This is a genomic window from Oxalicibacterium solurbis (genome assembly GCF_014635845.1).
GTDB lineage: Bacteria > Pseudomonadota > Gammaproteobacteria > Burkholderiales > Burkholderiaceae_D > Oxalicibacterium > Oxalicibacterium solurbis.
This window is the reverse complement of record NZ_BMDP01000002.1, coordinates 479,413-504,977: the sequence shown is the minus strand read 5'-3', so window position 1 is coordinate 504,977 and position 25,565 is coordinate 479,413. Positions and strand designations below refer to the sequence as shown.

General features: G+C 61.2%; 24 protein-coding genes. 14 read left to right on the top strand and 10 right to left on the bottom strand.

Annotated features, from left to right (window positions below):
* Nucleotides 1-100: 100 nt before the first annotated feature.
* From IEV40_RS08000 to IEV40_RS07980, 5 genes are all read left to right on the top strand, one after another.
* Nucleotides 101-1,246 carry a PepSY-associated TM helix domain-containing protein gene (locus IEV40_RS08000; protein WP_188420456.1) on the top strand — a complete coding sequence of 382 codons (1,146 nt, stop codon included), beginning with the start codon at nucleotides 101-103 and terminating at the stop codon, nucleotides 1,244-1,246.
* Complete coding sequence (locus tag IEV40_RS07995) at nucleotides 1,243-1,416, top strand: hypothetical protein (protein ID WP_188421202.1); 174 nt, start codon at nucleotides 1,243-1,245, stop codon at nucleotides 1,414-1,416. The genes IEV40_RS08000 and IEV40_RS07995 overlap by 4 nt, the downstream gene beginning before the upstream one ends.
* Nucleotides 1,417-1,529: 113 nt before the next feature.
* Complete coding sequence (locus tag IEV40_RS07990; RefSeq protein WP_188420455.1) at nucleotides 1,530-1,859, top strand: putative quinol monooxygenase; 330 nt, start codon at nucleotides 1,530-1,532, stop codon at nucleotides 1,857-1,859.
* Nucleotides 1,860-1,923: 64 nt separating this feature from the next.
* On the top strand, nucleotides 1,924-2,094 hold the full coding sequence (locus IEV40_RS07985) for a hypothetical protein (RefSeq protein ID WP_188420454.1): 171 nt from the start codon (nucleotides 1,924-1,926) through the stop codon (nucleotides 2,092-2,094).
* A 286-nt stretch (nucleotides 2,095-2,380) separates the two neighbouring features.
* Complete coding sequence (locus IEV40_RS07980) at nucleotides 2,381-4,453, top strand: putative bifunctional diguanylate cyclase/phosphodiesterase (RefSeq protein ID WP_229724021.1); 2,073 nt, start codon at nucleotides 2,381-2,383, stop codon at nucleotides 4,451-4,453.
* Between the two features lie 90 nt (nucleotides 4,454-4,543).
* Here the strand turns inward: IEV40_RS07980 and rpiA are convergent, their stop codons facing one another.
* Complete coding sequence (gene rpiA, locus IEV40_RS07975; protein WP_188420452.1) at nucleotides 4,544-5,215, bottom strand: ribose-5-phosphate isomerase RpiA; 672 nt, start codon at nucleotides 5,213-5,215, stop codon at nucleotides 4,544-4,546.
* 112 nt (nucleotides 5,216-5,327) lie between these two features.
* Nucleotides 5,328-7,082, bottom strand: coding sequence for a cation:proton antiporter (locus IEV40_RS07970; protein WP_188420451.1), 1,755 nt, complete (start codon nucleotides 7,080-7,082; stop codon nucleotides 5,328-5,330).
* 169 nt (nucleotides 7,083-7,251) lie between these two features.
* On the opposite strand from IEV40_RS07970, the gene IEV40_RS07965 reads away from it, so the two are divergent.
* On the top strand, nucleotides 7,252-8,403 hold the full coding sequence (locus IEV40_RS07965; protein WP_188420450.1) for a GGDEF domain-containing protein: 1,152 nt from the start codon (nucleotides 7,252-7,254) through the stop codon (nucleotides 8,401-8,403).
* Between the two features lie 15 nt (nucleotides 8,404-8,418).
* Here IEV40_RS07965 and eda read toward each other — a convergent pair whose 3' ends face one another.
* Nucleotides 8,419-9,042, bottom strand: coding sequence for a bifunctional 4-hydroxy-2-oxoglutarate aldolase/2-dehydro-3-deoxy-phosphogluconate aldolase (gene eda, locus IEV40_RS07960; RefSeq protein WP_188420449.1), 624 nt, complete (start codon nucleotides 9,040-9,042; stop codon nucleotides 8,419-8,421).
* Nucleotides 9,039-10,964 carry a phosphogluconate dehydratase gene (gene edd / locus IEV40_RS07955; protein WP_188420448.1) on the bottom strand — a complete coding sequence of 642 codons (1,926 nt, stop codon included), beginning with the start codon at nucleotides 10,962-10,964 and terminating at the stop codon, nucleotides 9,039-9,041. The genes eda and edd overlap by 4 nt, the downstream gene beginning before the upstream one ends.
* Nucleotides 10,965-11,295: 331 nt before the next feature.
* On the opposite strand from edd, the gene pgi reads away from it, so the two are divergent.
* The 7 genes from pgi to IEV40_RS07920 all read left to right on the top strand — a co-directional run bounded on the left by pgi (nucleotide 11,296) and on the right by IEV40_RS07920 (nucleotide 17,917).
* Nucleotides 11,296-12,939 carry a glucose-6-phosphate isomerase gene (gene pgi / locus IEV40_RS07950; RefSeq protein ID WP_188420447.1) on the top strand — a complete coding sequence of 548 codons (1,644 nt, stop codon included), beginning with the start codon at nucleotides 11,296-11,298 and terminating at the stop codon, nucleotides 12,937-12,939.
* A 124-nt stretch (nucleotides 12,940-13,063) separates the two neighbouring features.
* Nucleotides 13,064-14,533, top strand: coding sequence for a glucose-6-phosphate dehydrogenase (gene zwf / locus IEV40_RS07945; protein ID WP_188420446.1), 1,470 nt, complete (start codon nucleotides 13,064-13,066; stop codon nucleotides 14,531-14,533).
* 18 nt (nucleotides 14,534-14,551) lie between these two features.
* Nucleotides 14,552-15,418, top strand: a complete 867-nt coding sequence (locus tag IEV40_RS07940) for a MurR/RpiR family transcriptional regulator (protein ID WP_188420445.1) — start codon at nucleotides 14,552-14,554, stop codon at nucleotides 15,416-15,418.
* A 94-nt stretch (nucleotides 15,419-15,512) separates the two neighbouring features.
* Nucleotides 15,513-16,448 carry a transaldolase gene (tal, locus tag IEV40_RS07935; protein ID WP_188420444.1) on the top strand — a complete coding sequence of 312 codons (936 nt, stop codon included), beginning with the start codon at nucleotides 15,513-15,515 and terminating at the stop codon, nucleotides 16,446-16,448.
* A 106-nt stretch (nucleotides 16,449-16,554) separates the two neighbouring features.
* Nucleotides 16,555-16,875 (top strand): hypothetical protein, encoded by a 321-nt coding sequence (locus IEV40_RS07930; RefSeq protein ID WP_188420443.1) that lies wholly within the window; start codon nucleotides 16,555-16,557, stop codon nucleotides 16,873-16,875.
* A 15-nt stretch (nucleotides 16,876-16,890) separates the two neighbouring features.
* The gene (locus IEV40_RS07925) at nucleotides 16,891-17,256 is read left to right on the top strand and encodes a glyoxalase superfamily protein (protein WP_188420442.1); all 366 of its coding nucleotides are present in this window, start codon (nucleotides 16,891-16,893) and stop codon (nucleotides 17,254-17,256) included.
* A gap of 103 nt (nucleotides 17,257-17,359) precedes the next feature.
* Entirely contained in the window at nucleotides 17,360-17,917 is a 558-nt protein-coding gene (locus IEV40_RS07920) for a hypothetical protein (protein WP_188420441.1), read from the top strand.
* A 63-nt stretch (nucleotides 17,918-17,980) separates the two neighbouring features.
* On the opposite strand, the gene IEV40_RS07915 is transcribed toward IEV40_RS07920, so the two are convergent.
* The 6 genes from IEV40_RS07915 to IEV40_RS07890 form a co-directional block, all read right to left on the bottom strand.
* Nucleotides 17,981-18,352, bottom strand: coding sequence for a DUF3597 domain-containing protein (locus tag IEV40_RS07915; protein WP_188420440.1), 372 nt, complete (start codon nucleotides 18,350-18,352; stop codon nucleotides 17,981-17,983).
* Between the two features lie 248 nt (nucleotides 18,353-18,600).
* Nucleotides 18,601-19,857, bottom strand: coding sequence for a CaiB/BaiF CoA transferase family protein (locus tag IEV40_RS07910; RefSeq protein ID WP_188420439.1), 1,257 nt, complete (start codon nucleotides 19,855-19,857; stop codon nucleotides 18,601-18,603).
* A 16-nt stretch (nucleotides 19,858-19,873) separates the two neighbouring features.
* The gene (locus IEV40_RS07905; protein ID WP_188420438.1) at nucleotides 19,874-20,533 is read right to left on the bottom strand and encodes an HD domain-containing protein; all 660 of its coding nucleotides are present in this window, start codon (nucleotides 20,531-20,533) and stop codon (nucleotides 19,874-19,876) included.
* A 112-nt stretch (nucleotides 20,534-20,645) separates the two neighbouring features.
* Nucleotides 20,646-21,242 (bottom strand): recombination mediator RecR, encoded by a 597-nt coding sequence (recR, locus tag IEV40_RS07900; protein WP_188420437.1) that lies wholly within the window; start codon nucleotides 21,240-21,242, stop codon nucleotides 20,646-20,648.
* Nucleotides 21,243-21,254: 12 nt separating this feature from the next.
* Entirely contained in the window at nucleotides 21,255-21,581 is a 327-nt protein-coding gene (locus IEV40_RS07895; protein ID WP_188420436.1) for a YbaB/EbfC family nucleoid-associated protein, read from the bottom strand.
* 41 nt (nucleotides 21,582-21,622) lie between these two features.
* Entirely contained in the window at nucleotides 21,623-23,674 is a 2,052-nt protein-coding gene (locus tag IEV40_RS07890; protein ID WP_188420435.1) for a DNA polymerase III subunit gamma/tau, read from the bottom strand.
* Nucleotides 23,675-23,867: 193 nt separating this feature from the next.
* Between IEV40_RS07890 and IEV40_RS07885 the strand changes: the two genes are divergently transcribed.
* Nucleotides 23,868-25,562 carry an acyl-CoA dehydrogenase family protein gene (locus tag IEV40_RS07885; RefSeq protein ID WP_188420434.1) on the top strand — a complete coding sequence of 565 codons (1,695 nt, stop codon included), beginning with the start codon at nucleotides 23,868-23,870 and terminating at the stop codon, nucleotides 25,560-25,562.
* The last annotated feature ends 3 nt before the right edge of the window (nucleotides 25,563-25,565 follow it).

Sequence of the window (25,565 nt, the reverse complement as noted above, 5' to 3'; positions counted from 1 at the left end):
ACCTGTCATTCAAAGATGAGAAAGATTCTCATTGTAGTCGCCACGATTTCAAATAGGAATGATTTGCATTAATATTCGTCATTCATACAACAGGATCGACATGAAAGCCCACCGCCTCCGCCAATGGGCATGGATACACAAATGGAGCAGCCTGGTCTGCACCGTATTCATGCTGCTGCTGTGCCTGACCGGCCTGCCGCTGATCTTCCATCACGAGATCGGCCATCTGCTGGGCGACGAGATCGAGGCGCCGGAACTTCCTGCCGATACGCCGCGTGTCAGCCTGGATCGCGTGATGGAAGTCGCGAAATCGCAGTTTCCCGACAAGGGCGGCATGTTCGTTTCACAGGAAGATGACGACGACCGCATCTGGTACGTCACGATGAGCACGACGCCGACCTCCGAAACCGACCTGAAGCAGGTTGCCGTCGATGCGCGTACCGGCGCCGTGCTGGGGCTGCCGAGACTGGACGGCGGCTTCATCAACCTGATGTTCCGCCTGCATGTGGACCTGTTCGCCGGCCTGCCCGGCACGCTGTTTCTCGGCTTCATGGGATTGCTGCTGGCAGTGGCGATCGTCTCCGGCGTGATTCTCTATTCGCCGTTCATGCGCAAGCTGGATTTCGGTACCGTACGCCGCGATAATTCGCCGCGCGTCAAATGGCTGGACCTGCACAACCTGCTCGGCATCGTCACGCTGGTGTGGGCATCGGTCGTGACGCTGACCGGCATCATCAATACGCTGGCCGATCCGATCATCGCCTACTGGCGCTACGACCAGATGGGCGAAATGGTCGCGCCATACAAGAACCTGCCGCCGCCTGAACGCCTCGGTTCGCTGCAGCAGTCGGTCGTCGCGGCGCAGGCGCTGGAACCCGGCATGAAACTGTCTTTCATCGCCTTTCCCGGCACATCGTTTTCCAGCCCGCATCATTACGGGATTTTCATGCGCGGCGAGACGCCGGCGACATCGCGCCTGCTGAAGCCGGTGCTGGTCGATGCGCAAACCGCCAAGGTGACGGACAGCCGCACGCTGCCGTGGTACGCAACGGCGCTGCTGATCTCGCAGCCGCTGCACTTCGGCGATTACGGCGGCCTGCCGATGCAGATCCTGTGGGCGCTGCTGGATATTGCAACCATCATCGTGCTCGGCAGCGGCCTGTACCTGTGGCTCAAGCGCAAGAAAGTGCCGAAGGCCAACGAAGCCGCATCGCCGGCACTGGCCGCAGCAGGAAAGGAAGCATGATGAACGCCGCCTTCAAACGTATGTGGGGCGTGCCTGTCCTGATCGGCATCGTCACAGCCGTCGGCCTGATCTCCGCCCTGCTCGGCGACGACGTATGGGATGTGCTGTCGGCCGTCGCGCTTGCAATCCCGGTGGCCGTGGCCTGCTGGTACGGTCTGGCGAGACGCTAGAACTTTTGGCCGGCTTCGGTTTTTCACCGCACATTACCTCGCGGCGGAACCGTAATAGAATCGACGATATCCACGTTGTTGTTGTATCCCGTCCATTTCGATAGGAGACCATCATGGTGAATGTCGCACTGCAAGTCCGTCTCGAAGCCAAGCCCGGCAAGGAAAAGGAACTGGAAGAATTTCTGCGTGCGCAGCTGTCCTATGCGCTGGGCGAGCCGGCAACCGTCTCGTGGTTTGCCGTTAAGTTCGATGACCGCACCTTCGGCATCTTCGATGCCTTTGCCGACGAGGCCGGCCGCAAGGCGCATCTGGAAGGCGAAATCGCAAAAGCGCTCGGCCAGCGCGCCGGCGAACTGCTGGCCAAGCCGCTGGCCATCGAGCGCATGGATGTGATGGCGGCAAAACTGCCGGGCAACGGCGAAGTGCCAGACTCGCTCGGCTGAGCGTCGTTGCGATGGGCAGCGATGACGCCGGCATCGTACAATGGCGGCCTGCAAGGAGAAGCTTATGAATACCAGTTGGGGCAATGATGAAGACGCGGAGATCGACGACGAACTGATCCACGATCTCGAATTTCTCGTGCCGGATCGCCAACGCAATCGCGGCGACATCGGCACGCGCGATTTCTACGATCGACAGGACAGGATGGCGCGCGAGATCACCGATCGTCCGCGCTGAACTTTCGCACATACTTCGCGCATACTTCACGTATGAAAACGGCGGCCATGGAGCCGCCGTTTTTTCATTCTCAATCTCCCTGCTCCGTTCTCCTCCACTGCAAATCTGCAGTTTCATTTTCTGCAATACCGTTGCAGCATCGATAATCTCTTGCCCCCTCTGCAAGAAACTTGCGCCATCGCAGTGCAAAACCGCCACCTCATGCCGGTGGCATCGTTATTGCTTCAAGGGAACGATGAATTGCCGCAACCCTGATTCACATCGTTCTCCATCCATGCTGCTGTCGATGCCCTCCACTCCTGCCGATCCTGCGCTGCAAGCGCGCATGCTCGGCACGCTGCTCGCCAATCTGGAAGGCATGGTCTATCGCTGCCGACTGGATGAACACTGGACGATGGAATTCGTCAGCGAAGGCTGTCTGGCGCTGACCGGCTATCGCGAAGAAGACATCCTGTTCAACAGCCGTATCTCCTACGACCAGATCACGCATCCGGACGATCGCCGGCACGTGCGCACAACGATCCTGGAAGCGGTCGCCCGCAATTGTCGATTCGACATCGAATACCGCATCGTGCGCGCAGACGGCAGCATCCGCTGGGTGTGGGAACGCGGCACCAACATCACACGCGACGTGCTGGAAGGCTTCATCCAGGACATCACCGAACGCAAGCAGGCCGACGAAGCCCTGCGCGAGGCCGAGCGCCGCTACCGCAGCATCTTCGAGAATGCGATCGAGGGGATTTATCAATCGACACCGAACGACGGCTACCTCGCCGTAAACCCGGCGCTGGCACGCATGTATGGTTATGCTTCACCGCAGGAAATGATTGCCGTGCTGCGCGACATCGATCACCAGCTCTACGTCGATCCGCATCGCCGCGCCGAATTCGTGCGGCTGATGGAACAGGACAACGTCGTCACCAATTTCGAATCGCGCATCTACCGTCGCAACGGCGAGATCATCTGGATTTCCGAAAACGCCCGCGCCGTGCACGACAGCAGCGGCAAGCTGCTGTTCTTCGAAGGCACGGTGGAAGCGATCACCGAGCGCAAGCTGCACGAAGCCGAGATCCGCTTCCAGGCCACACACGACGCGCTGACCGGCCTGCCCAACCGAACGCTGCTGTACGACCGCATGCAACAGGCGATGCTGCATTCGCAGCGCTACGGCAATCTGACGGCGATCGCCTTCCTCGATCTGGACCAGTTCAAGTTCATCAACGACAGCCTCGGCCATCAGGTCGGCGATGAACTGCTGAAGATCACCGCGCAGCGGTTGAAATCCTGCCTGCGCGAAAGCGATACCGTGGCGCGCCAGGGCGGCGACGAATTCGTGCTGCTGCTGACCAGCCAGCCGAACGAGGAATCGATCACGCAGACCATGCAGCGCGTGCTGCACGAAGTGGCGCAGCCGTGGACCGCCAACGATCTGGAATTCCGTATTACCTGCAGCGTCGGCATCACGCTGTATCCGAACGACGGCCGCGATGCGGAAACGCTGCTCAAGCATGCGGATTCGGCGATGTACAAGGCCAAGGAACTGGGCCGCAACATGTTCCAGTACTACTCGGCCGAGATGAATTCCACCGTCACCGACCGCCTCGAATTGCTGAACCGGCTGCGGCAGGCGATTCCGAACGACGAACTGGTGCTGCATTATCAGCCGAAGCTGAACCTCGCCAGCGGCGAGATCATCGGCGTCGAGGCGCTGATCCGCTGGAACAGTCCGCATTCCGGCCTGGTCTCCCCCGGCGCCTTCATCCCGCTGGCGGAAGAAACCGGCCTTATCATCCCGATCGGCGAATGGGTGCTGCAGACGGCCTGCCGGCGCAACCGCGCGTGGCAGGATGCCGGCTATCCGCCGGTTGTCATCTCGGTCAACCTGTCGCCGCGCCAACTGGCGCGCGGCGACATCGTGCAGCAGGTCGAGCGCGTGCTGGCGGAGACCGGGCTGGATGCGCAATGGCTGGAACTGGAAATCACCGAAAGCGTAATGGCGACCGACGTCGAGAAATCGTTCGCAATGCTGACGGAACTGCGCGCGATGGGCGTGCGCATCTCGCTGGACGATTTCGGCACCGGCTATTCCAGCCTCAGCTACCTGAAACGCTTCCCGGTCGATACGCTGAAGATCGACCAGTCCTTCGTGCGCGACATCGCCATCGACGGCAACAGCGCTGCCATCGTGCGCGCCATCGTCTCGCTCGGCCACAACCTGAATCTGAACGTGCTGGCCGAAGGCATAGAAACCGCAGAGCAATCCGCGCTGCTGCGGCAGAACGGCTGCAACGAAGGGCAAGGCTACCTGATCAGCCGGCCGGTGCCGGAACAGGATTTCCTGAAACTGCTGAATCGCTGACAATCCAGTCGAACGCTGCACACAAACAGGCAAACCGCAAGAAAAAAGGCCGGCAAACATGCCGGCCTTTTCACGTTCAGTGAAGAAACGTCAGAACGTCATGCGCTTCACGCCTTCCGCCGTGCCCAGCAGGCCGATGTTGGCGCCGCGCTGCGCGAACAGGCCGACCGTCACCACGCCGACGATCTGGTTGATCTGCTGCTCTGTCGTCACCGGGTCGGCGATCTGCATGCCGTGCACGTCAAGAATGTAGCAACCGTTATCGGTGACGACCGGCTTGCCGTCCTTCGCACGCAATTGCGGATCGCCGCCCAGCGCGCGAAGGCTGCGCGCCACGGTGGCATGCGCCATCGGAATCACCTCGACCGGCAACGGGAACCTGCCCAGCACCTTGACCAGCTTGGAGCCGTCGGCGATGCAGACGAACTGGCGCGCCACCGAGGCGACGATCTTCTCGCGCGTCAGCGCCGCGCCGCCGCCCTTGATCATCGCGCCCTGCAGCGTGATCTCGTCCGCACCGTCGATGTAGACGGCCAGCGAATCGACGTCGTTCAGGTCGAACACCTGGATGCCGTGGCCGCGCAGGCGCTCCGCTGTCGCTTCGGAAGACGCCACCGCGCCCTTGATGCGATCCTTGATCGCACCGAGTTCGTCGATGAAGAAGTTAGCCGTGGAACCGGTGCCGACACCGATGATCTCGCCGGACACCACGTATTCGATGGCGGCACGCGCCACCGCCTGTTTCATTTCGTCTTGGGTCATTGCAATTCGGAAAAAGGGAATCTGGATCGGAAGAGCGCTATTTTAGCGGATGTACCTGCCTCGCCGCTGCCGGGGACATGCCTGCACGGCTGCCTGCCGGCGATGCTCAGCTTCACGCATTGCTGTCCGGCTCTTCTCTCAACGTATCGAACAATGCGATCTGCAGCCGCGAATGCCAGCGTACGAAAGGCCGCCACATCAATACGGTCAGCGATGCAGCACAGACCAGGATGATCATCAGCATCTCGGGCGACGGCAGAATACGCCGGCTCAGCGATGCAATCAGCATCAGGATTACCGCAATCGAAACGATCGGGATCACTTCCGCAGTCACCCGCCGCAGCACACGTCCAACGCTGCCGGCATCGCTGATCGTCAATTCCGCAAACAGCAGGCTCAATGCCTTCAGCTTGCGGTAGGCGGCAATCAGGAACGGCAGCGATATTGCCAGCGCACCGCCCCAGACGATGGCCTTCTGAATCTGTTCATCCGAAATCGATGACGCCAGATTCAGTTCGATCACGCCGAAGATGTAGATGCCGGCGACGAACACGGCCACCGTCATCGCGAAATTCACCAGCACCTGCGCGACAATGCGCAGCACGATGCGGATCAGCATGGCGCGATCGCCTTCCGGCTGGCTGCTGTGCAGCCATGTCGTATAGCGGTTCGCGACATTGGCAATCGACGTCGGCATCCCCTCCGCCGCGTGCTTCGACAACGGATCGGCCAGCCTGATCAGATAAGGCGTCAGCAGCGTGGTCACTGCCGACACGGCAACCACGATCGGATACAGGAATTCGCTGGTCACCTGCAGCGACAGGCCGAGGGAGGCGATGATGAAAGAGAATTCGCCGATCTGCGACAGCCCCATGCCGACCCGTAGCGAAGTACGGCCGCCATTGCCGGTGACGAAAGCGCCCAGCCCGCACGACACCATCTTGCCCAGCACCACCGCCACCGTGATCAGTGCGATCGGCAGCGCGTAATCGATCAGCACCGCCGGGTTGAACAGCAGCCCGACGCCGACGAAGAACAGCGCGCTGAACATGTCGCGTATCGGCCCGATCAGCCGTTCGATCAAATGCAACTGGCGCGCTTCCGCCATGATGGCGCCGATCATGAACGCACCCAGCGCGATGCTGTAATCCAGCTTCAGCACCAGCAGGCAGAAGCCGAAACACAAGCCGAGCACGGCGATCAGGAACATTTCCCGGCTCTCGAAGCGCGCCACCCAGGCCAGCAGCCGCGGTACCATCAGCAGGCCTAGCACCAGCGCGACGATCATGAACAACGACAGCTTGCCGACGGTGGCGAACACGTCGCCGGCATCGACCGAGCCGTTCATTGCGATACCGGACAGCAGTGCAATCATGCCGATTGCCAGAATGTCTTCCACGATCAGGATGCCGAAGATCAGTTGCGCGAAGCGCTCCTGCTTCATGCCCAGTTCGTCGAGCGCCTTGACGATGATGGTGGTGGAGGAAATCGCCAGCATCGCGCCGAGGAACAGCGAATCCATCGCGTTCCAGCCGAAGTAGCGGCCGATCTCGTAGCCGATCCACGTCATCAGCACGATCTCGGCCATCGCGCAGACGAAGGCCGTCACGCCGACGCTGGTCAGCTTCTTCAGGTTGAATTCCAGCCCCAGCGAAAACATCAGGAACACGACGCCCAGTTCGGCCACGATCTTGATCGTGTGGTCGTCCTGAATCAATTCGAACGGCGGCGTATGCGGGCCGATGATGACACCCGCCAGGATGTAGCCCAGCACCACCGGCTGCCTGAGCCAGCGGAACAGCAGCGTGACGATGGCAGCGATCAGCATGATCACCGCCAGATCCTGGATAAATTCCGCTCCGTGCATAAGCCACCTCTTCCCCAAGTCTGAAGCCGCCCGCCGGATTGCGCAGACGGGAAGATATCCATTGCCGCTGTCGACCGTCTTCAACTTGCACGGGATGATTCCGGTACCCACACAATGATCTTGCGCCGGCATAACGCGGCTATACTACGCCCCGCCTCCAGATCAATTCATGCTCAACTCCTTCAATCTCCTGCTGCTCACCGCCGCCTTCGGTGTCGTCATGCTGTTCGTTCTGCTGTCGCTGATGCGCAGCGGCATTCCCGGCGTGCGCGACTGGCTGCTGGCAATCGTGAGTGCCGTCGTCGCGCTGCTGCTGTTCGCCGGCCGTGGCAAGATTGCTCCCATCCTGACCATCGAGCTGGCAAATACTTTATATGCCGCCGCCATCTGCCTGCTCTACACCGGGTTCTGCCGCTTCCTGTCGCGCCCGATCCCGGTGAAAACGCTGGCCGGCTCGCTGGCGCTGCTGATCGCATTGCTCTCACTGTTCCATTACGGTCGTGACATGCTGCACGTGCGCATCGCGCTGGTCTCGCTGTTTCATGGCGCACTGTGCCTGGTCATCGGCCTGCTCGTACTGCGTGCCTCATCCGACGATACGGCGCGCTATTCCCGCCGTTTCACCGGCTGCATGGCGATCTTTTTTGCGTTCTGCCATGGCGTTCGCGGCATCGTGCACGGCAGCAATCTCGAGCAATTGTCATCGGCATTCCAATCGTCGCCGGTGAACCTGCTGTTCATCTCGATGGGCACGATGGTGATTCCCGTGTTCTCGATGGGCATCATCATGATCGTCCACAATCGCATGATGGAACAGGCGATGGCTGCCGCCAACCGGGATTTTCTGACGGGCGCCTGGTCGCGCCGCGCCTTCTTCGAGCTGGCCGAACGCGAACTGGTGCGCGTGCGCCGCACCGGCCGGGCACTGTCGCTGCTGCTGTTCGACGTTGATCACTTCAAGCAGATCAACGATACACACGGCCACGCAGTCGGCGATCGTGTCTTGCAGGAAATCGTCCAGCGCGTGGAAAAGGAAATTCGCGGCATGGATTGCATCGCGCGCGTAGGCGGCGAGGAGTTTGCAGTACTGCTGCCGGAAACCGATGCCGCTGCAGCCATGGTCATTGCCGAACGATTGCGCCTGACACTGGCGGCAGTCCCGGATGCAGCGCAGATTCGTCTGGTGCCCTGCACGGTCAGCATCGGCATGGCGGTACGCACGGAACAGGAATCTGTCGCCGACCTGATGCGGCGTGCCGATACCGCTCTCTATCAGGCCAAGGCCGGCGGTCGCAACCGCATCGCCAGTGCTGCAGCTTGAATCAGATTCTCCAAATCAGCGCAGCGCCGCTGCCGCCTTCGCCATTTCCGTAATCCGCTGCCAGTCGCCGGCCGCCAGCGCATCCTTCGGCGTCAGCCATGAGCCGCCGACGCAGGCGACGTTCTTGCAGGCGAGGAATTGTGCAGCCGTCTGCTGCGTGATGCCGCCAGTCGGACAGAACAGCATGTCGGGAATCGGCCCCGCAATCGCATTCAGCATGCCGACGCCGCCCGCCGGCACTGCCGGAAACAGCTTGACCTGATGGAAGCCGGCCTCGCGTGCCGCGAGAATTTCGGACGGCGTCATCACGCCGGGCAGCAGCGGCAGTCCGCTGGCGGCAGCAGCCTGGATCAATGCAGTCGTCAGCCCCGGCGAAACGCCGAACACCGCACCCGCATCGCGCGCCTGCGCAAACTCTTCCGGCCGCGTCAGCGTGCCGACGCCGACGATGGCTTCCGGCACCTGCTCCGCAATCGCGCGGATCGCGGCAATGCCGTGTGGCGTGCGCAACGTGACTTCCAGCACGCGGATGCCGCCGGCTGTCAGCGCCTTTGCCATCGGCACTGCGTGACGGATGTCGTCGATCGCGATCACCGGAATTACCGGCGAAACGCGCATGATTTCGAGAAGATTCATCATGGATGGGCCTGTATCGATTGTTGGACGTTCGTATCTTCGTCGCTGAACGGTTCGGCATCGCCCTTGGGCTGGTTGATTTCCGTCGAGGCCGGCGTCATCAGGTGCGGCAGGCCGAAGCTGGCCGCGCCCTCTTCGGCCGCGCCGGCAGTCGCGCGGAACATCGCAAACAGTTCGCGCCCCATGCCGATCATGTTGGACGACAGATCGGCCGCCGCCTGCGGCCGGCGCTGCCATTCTGCTTCGTCGACCAGCGCCTGCAGCGTGCCGGCTTCGGCATCGAGCCGGATCAGATCGCCATCGCGCACGCGACCCAGCGGACCGTTCGCCAATACTTCGGGCGAGACGTGGATCGCCGCCGGCACCTTGCCGGATGCGCCGGACATGCGGCCGTCCGTCACCAGCGCGACGCGGTAGCCGGCATCCTGCAGGCTGCCGAGCGCCGGCGTCAGCGCATGCAGTTCCGGCATGCCATTCGCCTTCGGCCCCTGAAAACGCACGACGGCGACAAAATCGCGGTTCAGCTTGCCGTCCTGGTAGGCGTGCATGAAATCTTCCTGCGAATTGAAGACGATGGCCGGTGCCTCGACCAGATGATGCTGCGGCTTGACGGCGGAAATCTTGATCACCGCGCGGCCGAGATTGCCGGTCAGCAGACGCAGGCCGCCGTCCGGCGCGAACGGACGCTCGGCCGGACGCAGCACGTTTTCGTCGGCGCTGGTGTCTGGCGAATCGCGCCAGACAACATTTTCGCCTTCCAGGAAAGGCTCGCTGCAATGCGCGCGCAAGCCCTGGCCGAGGATGGTCGTCACGTCGTCGTGCAGCAGGCCGGCATCCAGCAGTTCGCGAATCACGAAGCCGGTACCGCCGGCAGCATGGAAATGATTGACGTCGGCCTCGCCGTTCGGATAAATGCGCGTCAGCAGCGGTACTACGGTAGACAGATCATTGAAATCGTTCCAGTCGATGACGATGCCCGCGGCACGCGCAATCGCCACCAGATGGATCGTGTGATTGGTCGAGCCGCCGGTCGTCAGCAGCGCGACGATCGCATTGGCGATGGTCTTTTCATCGACCAGCCGGCCGACCGGCGTGAAAGCGCCGCCCTGCAGGCTGATCTCGACCGCACGGCGCGCAGCCTGCGCAGTCAGCGCATCGCGCAGCGGCGTGTTCGGCGTGACGAAAGCCGAGCCCGGCAGATGCAGGCCCATCACTTCCATCAGCATCTGATTGCTGTTGGCCGTGCCGTAGAAAGTGCAGGTGCCGGCATCGTGGTAGGACTTGCTTTCCGCTTCCAGCAAGGCGTCGCGGTCGATCCTGCCCTGTGCATACAACTGGCGGATGCGCGATTTCTCGGAATTGGACATGCCGGTCGTCATCGGTCCGCTCGGGATGAACACGGCCGGCAGATGGCCGAAATGCAGCGCACCGATCAGCAGGCCCGGCACAATCTTGTCGCAGATGCCGAGATAGACGGCCGCATCGAACATATTGTGCGACAGCGCGATGCCGGCCGACATCGCGATCGTGTCGCGCGAGAACAGCGACAATTCCATGCCCGGCTGGCCCTGCGTGATGCCGTCGCACATCGCAGGCGTGCCGCCAGCGAACTGCGCAACGCCGCCGGCATGGCGCACCGCTTCGCGGATGATGTCGGGAAAGCGATAGTAAGGCTGATGTGCCGACAGCATGTCGTTGTAGGCAGAAACGATGGCGATCGACGGCAACTTCTGCTGCTTCAGCACCAGCTTGTCGTTCTGCGGAAAGGCAGCGAATCCGTGCGCCAGGTTCGTGCACGACAGCGTGCTGCGGTGCACGCCGCGCGTGACGGATTCGGAAAGCTGATGCAGGTAGGCAGCGCGATAAGGGCGGCTGCGCTCGACGATACGTCCGGTTACGGCGGCTAGGACGGGATGGAGCGGCATGAATTCTTCCTTGAAAGCGAATGTGAAATTTTACTACAAGATGACATGCCGACCGGCAAGCAAATGCAGGAATATCCGTTACGCACAACCGGTCTTTCCCGCTATGACTACCGATCATCGATGAAATTCATTCCCGTCCGCCGAAACTCTTGCCGGCGTTCAGGAGCTGCGTTCCTTCTCCAATGGAACTTTCCGCCGATCGCGTTATCCGTTACAGGACGCCTGCGGCTGGGCGATCCGCATTCCACTCACGCATATCGGCTTGCCGGAAACTATTTGTAGTGGAATTACCATAATCTGATATAGTTATTTCAATCATCGCCATACCGTCATGCCCACTTCCCTTACCGACACTTCCGCCTACCAGGCACTGCAACAGCATCTGGAGGATGCCCGCCATTGGCAGTTGCGCGACCTGTTCGCCCGCGATGCGCGACGTTTCGAGACATTCTCCGCCGAAGGCGCCGGCCTGTTCCTGGACTATTCAAAGAATATTGTCGACGAAAAGACGATGACGCTGCTGTGCGCTCTCGCACGCAATGCGCAAGTCGAAGAAAAACGCGATGCGATGTTTGCCGGCGAGGAAATCAACGGCACCGAACATCGCGCCGTGCTGCATACGGCACTGCGCCGGCCACGCAGCGACAAACTGCAGCACGATGGTCGCGACGTAGTTGCCGATGTCCATGCCGTACTCGACCGCATCGCCGACTTCACCGAACGCGTGCGCTCCGGCGCATGGCTGGGCCACGACGGCCGCGCCATTACCGACATCGTCAACATCGGCATCGGCGGCTCCTATCTCGGGCCGAAGATGACCTGCCAGGCGCTGCGCCCGTTCTGCCATCCGCGCCTGAAGATGCACTTCGTCTCCAACGTCGACGGCCACGATCTGGATGCGCTGCTGCCGCAGATCGATCCGTCGACCACGCTGTTCATCATTTCGTCCAAGACCTTCAGCACGTCCGAGACGATGACGAATGCGCAATCGGCGCGTGCCTGGTTCCTGCAGCAGGCGCCGGAAAGCGGTCTGCCGCAGCACTTCGTCGCCGTCTCCACGCATCTGGAACTGGTCACGAAATTCGGCATTGCGCCGGAAAACATGTTTCCCTTCTGGGACTGGGTGGGCGGACGCTATTCGGTCTGGTCGGCCATCGGCCTGTCGCTGGCACTGGCGATCGGCATCGACGGCTTCCGCGACTTTCTTGCCGGCGCGCATGCGATGGATAAGCACTTCCGCACCGCGCCGCTGGAAAAGAACCTGCCGGCCATCATGGCGCTGACCGGCATCTGGAACCGCAACTTCCTCGGCAGCACATCGATCTCGATCGCGCCCTACCATCAGGATCTGTCGCTGTTCCCCGGGTATCTGCAACAACTGGAGATGGAGAGCAACGGCAAGCGCGTGCAGATGGACGGCGCGCCTGTCTCCGTCGCCACCTGCCCAGTGATCTGGGGCGACACCGGCACCAACGGCCAGCATGCCTACTTCCAGATGCTGCATCAGGGCACCGACATCACGCCGGTCGATTTCATCGCCGCATTGAAGCCGTCGCATCACCTCGAACATCATCAGGCGCGCCTGCTGGCGAACTGCTTCGCGCAATCGGAAGCCTTCATGCGTGGCAAGACTGCTGACGAAGTACGCGCCGACATGAGCGCGCAAGGCTTGCCCGACGCGGAAATCGCGCGGCTGATCCCGCACCGTACCTTCCCCGGCAACCGTCCGAGCAACACGATCCTGATGGACACGCTCACACCGTCAACGCTGGGCGCGCTGATCGCGTTGTACGAGCACAAGGTTTTCGTGCAGGGGGCGATCTGGGGCATCAACAGTTTCGACCAGTGGGGCGTGGAACTCGGCAAGGTGCTGGCAAAGAACATTGAGGCAGAACTGGTCGGCCAGCCGAAACCAGCGCAGCACGACAGCTCGACCAACGGCCTGATCGCACGTGCCCGCAAGGCGATGCAATAACGTCAGATTCATGGCCTCCAATGTACGCCGTGTGAATTGCCGCTCCCGCAAAGTCCTGCTACCGTTCACGAAGACCGAAAACCAAAGCAACACCTGACAACACACACCGGATTTTTTCATCATCATGGCACTCAACGATTTCGATCTTGTCCTGTTCGGCGGCGGCGGCGACCTGTCGATGCGCAAGCTGATTCCTGCACTCTACGCCCGCGACCGCGCCGGCGATCTGCCGCCGGCTGCGAAGATCGTCTGCGTCGGCCGTCATCCGTGGAGCGACGCGGAATTCGTCGACGCACTGAACGCAAACGCACGGCTGCACATTGGCGACAAAGCCTTCTCGCAAGCCGCATGGGACAAGTTCTGCGCGCGCATCCGTTATGTTTCGCTGGATGCGACCGACGCCACCACCTACCAGCCGCTGATCGACGCGCTGCGCAACGATGCGAAGCTGACGCGGGTGTTCTATCTCGCCGTCTCGCCGACGCTGTTCGCACAGATTTGTCACAACCTCGCCGAGCGCGGCCTCGCTACCGACAATTCGCGTGTTGTTCTTGAAAAACCGCTGGGCCGCGATCTGGAAAGCGCCAAGCAGATCAACCAGGAAGTCGGCCGCGTCTTCAAGGAATCGCAGATCTTCCGTATCGACCACTATCTCGGCAAGGAAGCCGTGCAGAACCTGCTGGCGCTGCGCTTCGGCAACGTGCTGTTCGAACCGCTGTGGCGGCGTGAATGGATTTCCGACGTGCAGATCACGATCGCCGAGGAAATCGGTGTCGGCAATCGCATGGGTTACTACGAAACCTCCGGCGCGCTGCGCGACATGATGCAGAACCACCTGCTACAGCTGCTGTGCATCACCGCGATGGAGCCGCCACTGTCGGTCGGCGCCGATGCGGTGCGCGACGAAAAGCTGAAAGTCCTGCGCTCGCTGAAGCCTTTCACGCCAACCACGCTGTCGCGCAACGTCGTGCGCGGCCAGTATCGCTCCGGCCACGTCGAAGGCAAGCCGGTTCCCGCCTATCGCCAGGAAGAAGGCGCCGATCCCGATTCGAACACCGAAACCTTCGTCGCCGTGAAAGCCGAGATTGACACCTGGCGCTGGGCCGGCGTGCCTTTCTACCTGCGCACCGGCAAGCGCATGGCCGACCAGCTGGCCGAGATCGTCGTGCGCTTCAAATCGCTGCCGCATTCGATCTTTGCACAATCGGCCAGCAGCTTCCTGCCGAACTGCCTGGTGATTCGCCTGCAGCCGGACGACGGCCTGCAGCTGAACCTGATGGCGAAGACGCCCGGCGACGGCATGCGTCTGAAACCGGTCGAACTGGAACTCGATTTCTCCGAAACCTTCAAGACGCCGCGCATGGATGCCTACGAGCGTCTGCTGCTGGACGTACTGCGCGGCCATCTGACGCTGTTCATGCGCAGCGATGAACTGGAAGCCGCATGGGAATGGGTCGAACCCGTACTGCGTTACTGGGAACAGGAAGGCAACGAGCCGATTCCGTACACATCCGGCAGCTGGGGGCCGGCTGCGGCCAGCGCGCTGATCGGGCGCGACGGCCTGCAGTGGCGCGAAGAAGTGCTGCCCGAATAGCGCAGATAGAACGACCGCATGCTGCTCGACGCCATCCGCACGCAATACGATTCGCTTTCCCCGTCGGAAAAGAAAGTCGCTCTTGCCGTGCTGGAACAGCCGGAACGGGCGATCGATGCCAACATCGCCGCGCTGGCAAAGAAGGCCGGCGTCTCCGAACCAACCGTCGTGCGCTTCTGCCGTGCAATCGGTTTCGACGGCTGGCATGCATTCAAGCTGAAGCTGGCACAAGGCCTTGCGCTTTCTCCCGGCGCGGACGCGTCGCCGATGCTGGAAGATCCCGCCGCGGATCTGGTCAGCAAGATCTGCGGCCGCTCGATCAATACATTGCTCGACCTGCGCAACAGTCTCGATCCCGATGCGATCGAGCGTGCGCTGCACCTGCTGTCGCACGCCACACGCATCGAGTTCTACGGCCAGGGCACGTCCGGCATCATCGCCACCGATGCGCAGCACAAATTCTTCCGGTGCGGCATTCCGACCGTCGCCTACAGCGATCCGCATGTGCACAGCATCGCCGCTTCATTGCTGAAGAAAGGCGATGCCGTGGTCGCCATCTCGCAACGCGGCACCAGCCCGGAACTGCTGCGCAGCGTGCAACTCGCGCGTGCAACCGGCGCCGATATCGTTGCGCTGGCGCCCAGCGGCACACCGCTGGCCGAACTGGCGACGGCGCTGATCCCGATCGATTTGCATTTCCATACCGATCCGTACACGCCGATCTCGGCACGGCTGGCGCATCTGGTCGTCATCGACATCCTTGCCGTCGGCCTGGCGCTGCGTCTGCCGGCCGAACGCCGCCGCAAGATGGCGCATGCGCAAAAAGCGCTGCAAAAGATCGAGATGCAATTCGATTCCTTCCTGCAGATGCCGGACGGCGACTAGGCGCTCGTTCGACCGCCCAGCACAACGCGAGGCAAGACGTACAATAGAATTTGCACGGATAACGACAACAGAAAGAGACCACAAGACAGAAGCCATGAGCCAGCTCGAACAACTGAAGCAGTACACCACCATCGTCGCCGACACCGGCGATTTCCAGTCGATCAAGGCCTTTGCGCCGCAGGATGCGACGACCAATCCGTCGCTCATCCTGAAAGCCGTCCAGAAAGACGAATACCGCCCGATCATGGAACGCGTCGCGCGTGAGCATGCCGGGAAAAGCACCGACGAAATCATCGACCGCCTGCTGATCGCCTTCGGCCAGGAAATCCTGAAAGTGATTCCGGGCCGCGTTTCCACCGAAACCGATGCACGCCTGTCGTTCGACACCGAAGGCACGATTGCCAAGGGCCGCGAACTGATCCGCCTGTACGAAGAAGCCGGCATCGCGCGCGACCGTGTGCTGATCAAGATCGCCTCGACATGGGAAGGCATACGCGCGGCGCAAGTGCTGGAAGCCGAAGGCATCCATTGCAATCTGACGCTGCTGTTCTCGCTGCCGCAGGCAGTTGCCTGCGCCGAAGCCGGCGTGCAACTTATCTCGCCGTTCGTCGGCCGCATCTACGACTGGTACAAGAAAAGCACCGGCACCGATTACACCGGCGCCGACGATCCGGGCGTGCAGTCGGTCAAGCGCATCTATACCTACTACCGCAAGTTCGGCTACAAGACGGAGGTCATGGGCGCAAGCTTCCGCAACACGTCGCAGATCGTCGAACTGGCCGGTTGCGACCTGCTGACGATCAGCCCCGAACTGCTGCAGAAGCTGGCGGAAACCGATGCATCGCTGGAACGCAAGCTGAGCCCGGAAGCGGCACAGCAGGTGCAGATCGACAGATTGAAGCTGGACGAAAAAACTTTCCGCCTGATGCTGAACGACGATGCAATGGCGACGGAGAAACTGGCAGAAGGCATACGTGCGTTCTGTGCGGATGCGGTGAAGCTGGAAAAGCTGATTGAGGAACTGCACTGAAGCACTGCACTGAAGCACTGCACTGAAGTGCTGCACTAATCTGCGGCCGGGCATGTCGTCCGGCCTGCCGGAAAACGATCGCGAGCCCTCATCGAAAGGAAATGAAATGCCTGTACCGTGGACCACCATCATCGCCACGCTGCCGACACTGATCGATGCGGCGGGAAAGCTCTTCAAGAAAACCAGCGCACCGCCACCGCGCATCAACCCCTCAGCCGATCACGAGGAAAAACTGAACGCCGCAATCAAGCAGCTCGAATATTACGAATCGCTGCAGGCTGAACAATCGAAACTGCTGAAGGAAACAATAGAGCAGTTGCAGAACGTTTCGCTCTCCTGCTCCACCATGGCGCGCCGCGCCAATATCGCGATCGTGCTGGCCATCGTTTCGCTGCTGATTACAGCCGGTACGCTGCTCGGCAAATAAGCTGACTGGAGCACTATGCGTTTCGGCCGCACCACGCCCATTCTGCGCATCTTCGACGTGGACAAGGCAACCGAGTTCTATGTGGACTTTCTCGGCTTTGGCATCGATTGGACACATCGCTTCGGCGAAAATTTCCCGCTCTATCTCCAGGTATCGCGCGAAGAATGCGTGCTGCACTTGACCGAACATCACGGTGACTGCAGTCCCGGTACGGCGCTGCGGATAGAGACAATGAAACTAGATAGCTTTCATGCCGAACTGACGGCAAAGAACTATCGCTACATGAAGCCTGGCATCGAAGATCAACCGTGGGGCAGCCGCGAAATGACCGTTCACGATCCCTTCGGCAACCGGCTGGTTTTCGTCGCAGCCGACACCTGATCGCCCATCCGCCCAGCTCTTTCGAGGGAGTGTTTCGAGGAAAGACGGGGAACGAATGGCCTTGCGCCATGTCCGACAGGCATCGTTCCCATTTTTCAGATGCATGACTACTACCCCGTTGACACGCTTTGCAGCGGCTTCCATCGCCGCACTTCTCTTCTGCGCACCGCTTGCGGCCCTCGCTCAGACGAAAGAAGCCGGCAATACCGCTGACGATACAGTCGACATCGCAGCCGACGTTGCAGCGCCGGAAAGCGCGCCGCACAATATCTACTTCAACACCAGTATCGCGACCCGCCATTTCCATCCCGATCCGATCCACAACAACACGCAGCACCTGCTGAACCTGGAATGGAATTACCGCGACAACACCGTTGTCGGTGGCGCGTACTTCAAGAACTCGTACCGGCAACCGACCACGCTGCTCTACTGGGGAAAGAAATATCATCCCTTCGATGCCTCACCGAACGCCTACGTCAAGATCGTCGGTGGACTGATCCATGGCTACAAGGATGAATATCAGAACAAGATTCCGCTGAACAAGTACGGTACGGCCCCAGCCGTACTGCCCGCGGTCGGCTACTGCTACAAGCAGCTCTGCACCGAAATCATCGTGTTCGGCACGGCCGGGGCGATCTGGACCGGCGGCGTGCGCTTCTGAGCGACGCAAAAAAATCGGGCAGCGCCCTGCAGCGATACCCGATTCCTGTAGACGGCAGGCCGATTACTTCAACTCGTCCGGTACCTTGCCGCCATTCTCCGCCAGCTTGATCATCACCTGCTTGTGCAGCCAGATGTTCATTGTCGCGGAATCGCCCATGTCGCCCTTGTAACCGAGTTCCTGCGCCAAGGTCTTGCGCGCCGTCAAACTGCTGTCGAGGTCGAGCAGTTTCATCAGATCGACGATCGAGGTTCGCCAGTTCAGTTTCTGCGGATTCTTTGCGGCCAGGTCATTCAGAATGGCAGCGACATCGACCGGTTCCGCGGCCGGGGCAGCGCTTGCTGCCGGAGCGGATGTCGATGCTGTTGTTGCAGTTGGCGACTCTGCCTTGGCGGATGGAAAAATCTTGCTGAAAATCGTGCTCAGAATGCCCATCTGATCCTCCTTTTCAAATGAAGAAAATTCCCCGGCGCTTCCGGATGCAGCAGCCCGGCGATGCCTGAACGGTAGGGAAGCCCATTTAAACAGATTTCCGGCGTCGTCAGAAGCCGAAATCTGCATGCCGCGCTAGCTGAAGAGACCGTTGAACGACCAGTAGCCCAGAAGAAACAAGGCCAGTGCAATCGCAAACTGCTTCCAGAACTGATGATTCATGCGTGCATTCTCCTCTTACACCACACTCTTTACACCACGCCGTCGGCCCGCAGCACGGCAATGCCTTGCGCATCGAACCCCAGCGATTGCAGCACCTCGTCGGTATGCTGCCCCAGTTGCGGCCCCAGCCAGCGCGTCTCGCCCGGCGTGGCCGACAGCTTGGGCGTGATCGCCGGCAGCTTGACCGGCGAACCGTCGGCGAATGCGTGCTGTTCGAACATGCGGCGCGCGAGGAATTGCGGATCGGTCAGCATGTCGCGCACCGAATAGATCTTGCCGACCGGTACGTCGGCCTTTTTCAGTGTATCCAGCGCACTGACTATGGTCTGCGTCGCGCACCATGACTGGATCGCTTCGTCGATCTCGGCCGTACGCGGAACGCGACCATCGTTGCGTGCCAGTTGCGGATCGTTGGCCATGTCGTCGCGCCCGATCGCGAGCATCAGGCGCTTGAAGATCGCATCGCCGTTGCCGGCGATGACGATGTTCTCGCCGTCGCCGGTCGTGTAGGTATTCGACGGCACGATGCCGGGCAGCGCGCCGCCGGTACGTTCGCGCACGACGCCGGCGACATCGTATTCAGGCACCAGCGATTCCATCATGTTGAAGACGGCTTCATACAGCGCCACATCCACCATCTGTCCCTGCCCAGCCACGCAATCATTGCCGGTCTTGCCGTTCCAGCGGCCGCCAGTGACGTCGCGATGGCGCAGCGCCATCATCGCGCCGATCACACCATGCAGCGCTGCCAGCGAATCGCCGATCGAGATACCCACGCGCAGCGGCGGACGATCGGGAAAGCCGGATACATAACGCAGCCCGCCCATCGATTCGCCGACCGCACCGAAACCCGGCTGGTCCTTCATCGGCCCGGTCTGGCCGAAGCCTGACAGGCGCACCATCACCGTGGCCGGGTTGATCGCCTTCAACTGTTCGTAGCCGAGCGACCATTTCTCCAGCACGCCGGGACGATAGTTCTCGATGATGATGTCGGCATCCAGCGCGAGCTTGCGTGCGATCTCCTGCCCGCGCGCATCCTTCAGGTTCAGGGTCAGACTTTTCTTGTTGCGCGACTGCACGCTCCACCACAGCGAAGTGCCGTCCTTCAGCACACGCCACTGGCGCAGCGGGTCACCGCCGTCAGGCGTTTCTATCTTGATGACGTCGGCACCGAACTCGGCCAGCATGCGCGAGCAGAACGGGCCGGCGATCAGCGTACCGAGTTCGAGAACCTTGATGCCGGCCAGTGGGCCGGATGATGCGTTATTCGATTCGTTTGTCGTCATGTTGCCATTGCCTTGTTCAACTTTGCGCAAGCTCGCGCAATTCCGATTCGAGATTCATTCTGGCTTGATGTTCATGGCCGTCCGCCATGGCTGTCGTGAAGAACAGCGCCGGCCGTTCAAGGAAGCGCTGCAGGAAACTGCCGCGCGCGATCTTGTATTCGGCCAGCGGCACCCAGCTGTACTCGGCACGAATCACTTCGCTGTACTGCCTGTAGATTTCTTCCCGTGTGCCGAGGATGGCCAGATCGAAATCGAGAAATAGCGGCAGATCGGCGATCTGCGACGATGCGATTTCATGCCGCTCGGTGGCAGCGATGCACGCCATCACCAGCGGAATATGCCGTTCGTCGATCTGCATCGCAATCATCGCGCGGCGCGCCCATTCTGCGCTGCGCCGCTCGTTGTCCTTCAGGTGCGTATCGTAAATGACGTCATGGAACCAGACCGCGAACTCCACCGTTTCCATCCGGCTGATCTGGTGGCGATGCGTTTCCGCATGACGCAGCAGCGTCATGACGTGCGAAAGATTGTGATAGGCGCGATGCGGTTCGGAATAATGGCGGATCAGTTCATCCCAGACCGCATCGGAAGCAGCCGGTTGCGCCTGTACCGAAGTGACAAGCGCCTGCCACTTGTTGCGCAGCCAACCCTGGTTTTCCGGCGAGTGCGTAAACATGGCGATCACCTTTCGCGAAAGGATGCATCATCGACAGATATTCGGCACAACGGCACCGGCACGGCAGCTTCGTGCACGACATGCATACCTGCAAGATACACGCGTGCCGCGTTCAGGTCGAGCGCCGGTCCAGCATTGCGCGCGCGATGGTACCGGCGTCCACGTATTCCAGTTCACCGCCGACCGGTACGCCGCGCGCCAGCCGGCTGACCTTCAAGCCGCGCGCCTTCAGCGTTTCGCTGATGTAGTGCGCGGTGGCTTCGCCTTCGTTGGTGAAATTGGTCGCCAGCACGACTTCCTCGACGATACCGTCGGTGGCACGCGCGACCAGTTTTTCCAGATGGATGTCCTTGGGGCCGATGCCGTCCAGCGGAGACAATCTTCCCATCAGCACGAAGTACAAGCCTTTATACGTCAGCGTCTGTTCGATCATCAACTGATCGGCCGGCGTTTCAACCACGCACAGCAGCGCGACATTGCGTTCCGGATCGACGCAGGTTTCGCAGATATCGTTTTCGGTAAAGGTATTACACATCGCGCAGTGCCGGACCTTCTCCACGGCCTGCGTCAGCGCGCGACCCAGCATGGCCGCGCCATCGCGATCGTGCTGCATCAGATGGTAGGCCATGCGCTGCGCCGACTTCGGGCCGATGCCGGGCAGACGGCGCAATGCCTCGGTCAGAAAATCGAGACTGGACGGTGTTTTCACTACGCGCCGTTTTTAGAAAGGCATCTTGAATCCGGGCGGCAGCGGCATGCCTGCCGTCACACCCGCCATCTTTTCCTGCGAGGTGGCTTCGGCCTTGCGCACGGCATCGTTGAACGCGGCAGCAACCAGGTCTTCCAGCATATCCTTGTCGTCACCCAGCAGCGACGGATCGATGGTGACGCGCTTGACGTCGTTCTTGCAGCTCATCACGACCTTGACGAGGCCGGCGCCGGACTGGCCTTCGACCTCTATCGTCGCCAGTTGCTCCTGCATCTTCTTCATGTTGTCCTGCATTGCCTGCGCCTGCTTCATCAGGCCTGCCAACTGATTCTTCATCATGGTGAACTGCTCCTCTGCAAAATCGAAAATAGGAAAAATAATCAGACCGGACGCACGGAGCCCGGCACGATGGTCGCGCCGAATTCGCGCATCAATTTTTGTACGAAGGGATCGTCCTGCATCGCCTGCTCCGCTTCGCGCTGGCGTTCGGCACGATCAGCCTGCGCCTGGGCGTTGGCCGTGTAGCGTACTGAGCCGATGCTGGTGACAATACGCACCGGCTTGCTAAAGCGTTCGGTCAATGCCGCCGCCAGCTTGTCCACGCTACCAGCGACCAGCAATCCATCCACTGCAATCCGCAGATCGAAACGGAAGGCGTTGTCGTCTTCCTCGCATTTCAATAGCTCGCTCTGCTGCGCCAGCTGATGGACGACGCCGCGCACCGGCAATGTCGCCGCCAGCGTCGGCCAGTCGCCATCCCATTGCAAGCCGGGAACCGGCTGCGGCACATAAGGCGGCAACGGCGCGGCCGACGATTCGATTGCCGTACTCACGGAAACCGCACTCGTAACACTCGCGATACTTGCTGCAGACGCGGGTGCAGCATTTTCCGCTACGGCAGGCTCTTCAGTTTTTTTTTGAGCCGAAGGCTGTGCAAAGCCTGGCTCGTCATCCCACGGCGGCGCCGGCGGCAGATCGGGAAGATCTATGGGTGGCGCCTGATCGAAGGATGCAGGCACCTGTGCCGCTTGCAATACCATTGCAGACGGCGCCGAGGCGGATGGCTGCGACATGACCGGCGCTGCAGGTGACTGTGCACGTGACGGCATCTTCGCACCGGCACGTGCTGCTTCCAGCGCGGCACGCGCCGGGCTGATGCCGGCAGGACGCGCAGAAGACGCAGATACCGGCGCACTGGCAGGTGCACTGGCTATCGCCGCCTGCGGCGCGGCGCTCAATCGGGCAGTCGGAGCGGACGACGCAACGGCAGGTGCGGCAACCGGGCGTGCTGCCGGCGATGGCGCGGCAGCCGGTTTCGTCTCCGCCGGGCCGAAGCCGGGGCGAAACGCCAGCATGCGCAGCAACGTCATCGAGAAGCCTGCGTATTCGTCGGGCGCCAGACCCAGTTCGTTGCGGCCGTGCACGGCGATCTGATAGAACAGCTGGATTTCCTCGGCATCGAACAATGCCGCCAGCCGCAGGATGTCTTCGCGCTCGGGCAGATCTTCCGGCACCGCACTCGGCACCGATTGCGCCAATGCAATGCGGTGCAGCAGCGAACCGAGGTCCTGCAGTGCAGCGTTGTACGACAGGCTGCGTGCGGCCATCTCGTCGGCCACCGCTAGCAAGCCCGCCCCATCCTTCTGCGCCATCGCATCGAGGATGCGCACCAGGAAGGACTGGTCGAGCGCGCCCAGCATGCCCTGCACTGCGTCCAGCGTGACCTTGCCGGCTGCATAGGCGATCGCCTGGTCGGTCAGCGACAGCGCGTCGCGCATCGAGCCGTGCGCGCCCTGTGCCAGCAGGCGCAACGCCGGCGTTTCGAATTCGATGCTTTCCTGGCCGAGAATGTTTTCCAGATGCGAGACGATGTGTCCCGGCGGCATCTGCTTCAGATTGAACTGCAGGCAGCGCGACAGCACGGTCACCGGAATCTTCTGCGGATCGGTAGTCGCGAGGATGAACTTGATGTGCTCGGGCGGCTCTTCCAGCGTCTTCAGCATCGCGTTGAAGGCGTGGTTGGTCAGCATGTGCACCTCGTCGATCATGTAGACCTTGAAGCGCGCATTGGACGGTGCGTAGATCGCCTGCTCCAGCAGCTGCGCCATCTCGTCGACGCCGCGGTTGGAGGCGGCATCCATCTCGATGTAGTCGACGAAGCGGCCGGCATCGATCGCGGTGCAGGCTTCGCACACGCCGCACGGCGCGGCCGTGATGTCGCCGTTGCTGTCCGGCCCGGTGCAGTTGAACGATTTGGCGAGGATGCGCGACAGCGTCGTCTTGCCGACGCCGCGCGTGCCGGTAAACAGATAGGCGTGATGCAGCCGCTTGTGCTCCAGCGCATGCGTCAGCGCCCGCACGACGTGCTCCTGCCCGACCAAGGTGTCGAAGCCTTTCGGGCGGTACTTGCGGGCGAGAACTTGATAGGACATGGAAGCCGTTCGCGAATGGAAGCAAACCGCATTTTACCTGACAGCCGCGCCGGATTCTCCGTCATCGTATCGGCCATGGCATCCGTTGCGGCGACAGGCTGGCAATTCCATCAGATGTACGTTACAACAACAAAAAATCCGTACCATAATCGTACTAAATTGCACCATTTCCCCGCGCCGGAAAGGAATGTCCATGCAATGGCCCACCCATGAAGTTGCCAACCAGGTTCCCGACCTGCCCGATTGCAATCTCTATGTAATCGATGTCGCACTGCAGGAAACCGTACAGCGCACTGCGCCCTGGCATGCAACGACGCTGACGCATAGCGGTGCAACGCTCGGCACACGAGCGATGCGCGAAACCGCTGCGCTGGCGAATCGTCATCCGCCGCAATTGCAGACACATGATCGCGTCGGCCGCCGTATCGACAGCGTGGTCTTCCATTCAGCCTGGCACGAACTGCTGGCGCTGCAACGGCAGACCAACCTGCAATCGCTGCCGTGGTCGGAGCCGCGCGCCGGTGCGCATGCGGCACGTACCGCCGGCTACTACCTGCAGGCGCAGCTGGAATCCGGCTCGCTGTGTCCGATCACGATGACGTTCGCTTCCATCCCGTTGTTGCGGCAGGAACCGGCGCTGGTCGCCATGCTGGAATCGAAGCTGTTCGCACGCGAACACGATCCGCGCGACCTGCCGATCGCCGGCAAGCGCGCCATCCTGATCGGCATGGGCATGACGGAAAAACAGGGCGGCTCCGACGTGCGCACCAATGCCACAGTTGCACGTGCCATCAAAGAACGCGGACGCGGCCAGCCGTATCTGCTGACCGGACACAAATGGTTCTATTCGGTGCCGCATGCCGATGCGCATCTGGTGCTGGCACAGGCCGAGGGCGGCCTTTCCTGTTTCTTCGTGCCGCGCTGGCGCCCCGACGGCGGCAAGAACGCCGTGCTGATCCAGCGTTTGAAAGACAAGCTCGGCAACCAGTCGAACGCCAGCGGCGAAGTCGAATTCCAGGATGCCTGGGGCCTGATGGTCGGTGAAGAGGGACGCGGCATTCCGACCATCATCGAAATGGCAAACCATACGCGGCTCGACTGCGTGATCGGCAGCGCCGGCCTGATGCGGCACGCGCTGGTGCAGGCGATCCACCACGCGCGCCACCGCAGCGCCTTCGGCCGCCTGCTGGCCGAACAGCCGTTGATGCAGAACGTGCTGGCCGATCTGGCGCTGGAAAGCGAAGCCGCCACGCTGCTGATGATGCGCCTGGCGCAAGCGGAAGACGTCGATCACGGCAGCAAGAACGACAGCGAAACCAATCCGCTGGAGCGCGCATGGCGGCGCATCGTGGTGCCGGCCGCCAAGTTCTGGATATGCAAGCGCACCATCGAATTTTGCGGCGAATGCATGGAAGTCTGGGGCGGCAACGGCTACGTCGAGGAAGCGCCGATGGCGCGCATGCTGCGCGAAGCGCCGGTCAATTCGATCTGGGAAGGTTCCGGCAACGTGATGTGCCTGGACGTGCTGCGCGCAATCGAACGCGAACCGCAAGCGTGGGCATCGTTGCTGCAGTATCTGGAAGAAACCGCTGCCGGGCATTCCGCGCTGAAAACGCAATTGCATGCGCTGCACGACATGGCTGCCTTGCCGCAGGAACAACTGCAGATGCAGGTGCGTCGCCTCGCACAGCAACTGGTACTGACAGCGCAATCGGCGCTGATGCTGCAATATGCGCCGCAGGAAAATGCGGAAATCTTCGTCGCCAGCCGCAGCGATCCTGCCAACGGCCGTGTGTACGGCACTCTGGGCAGAACACTGAACGGGAAACCGGACATCGATTCCGGCAACGTCCTGCAGCGCATCCTGCAACGCGCCTATCCGGCCTGAACC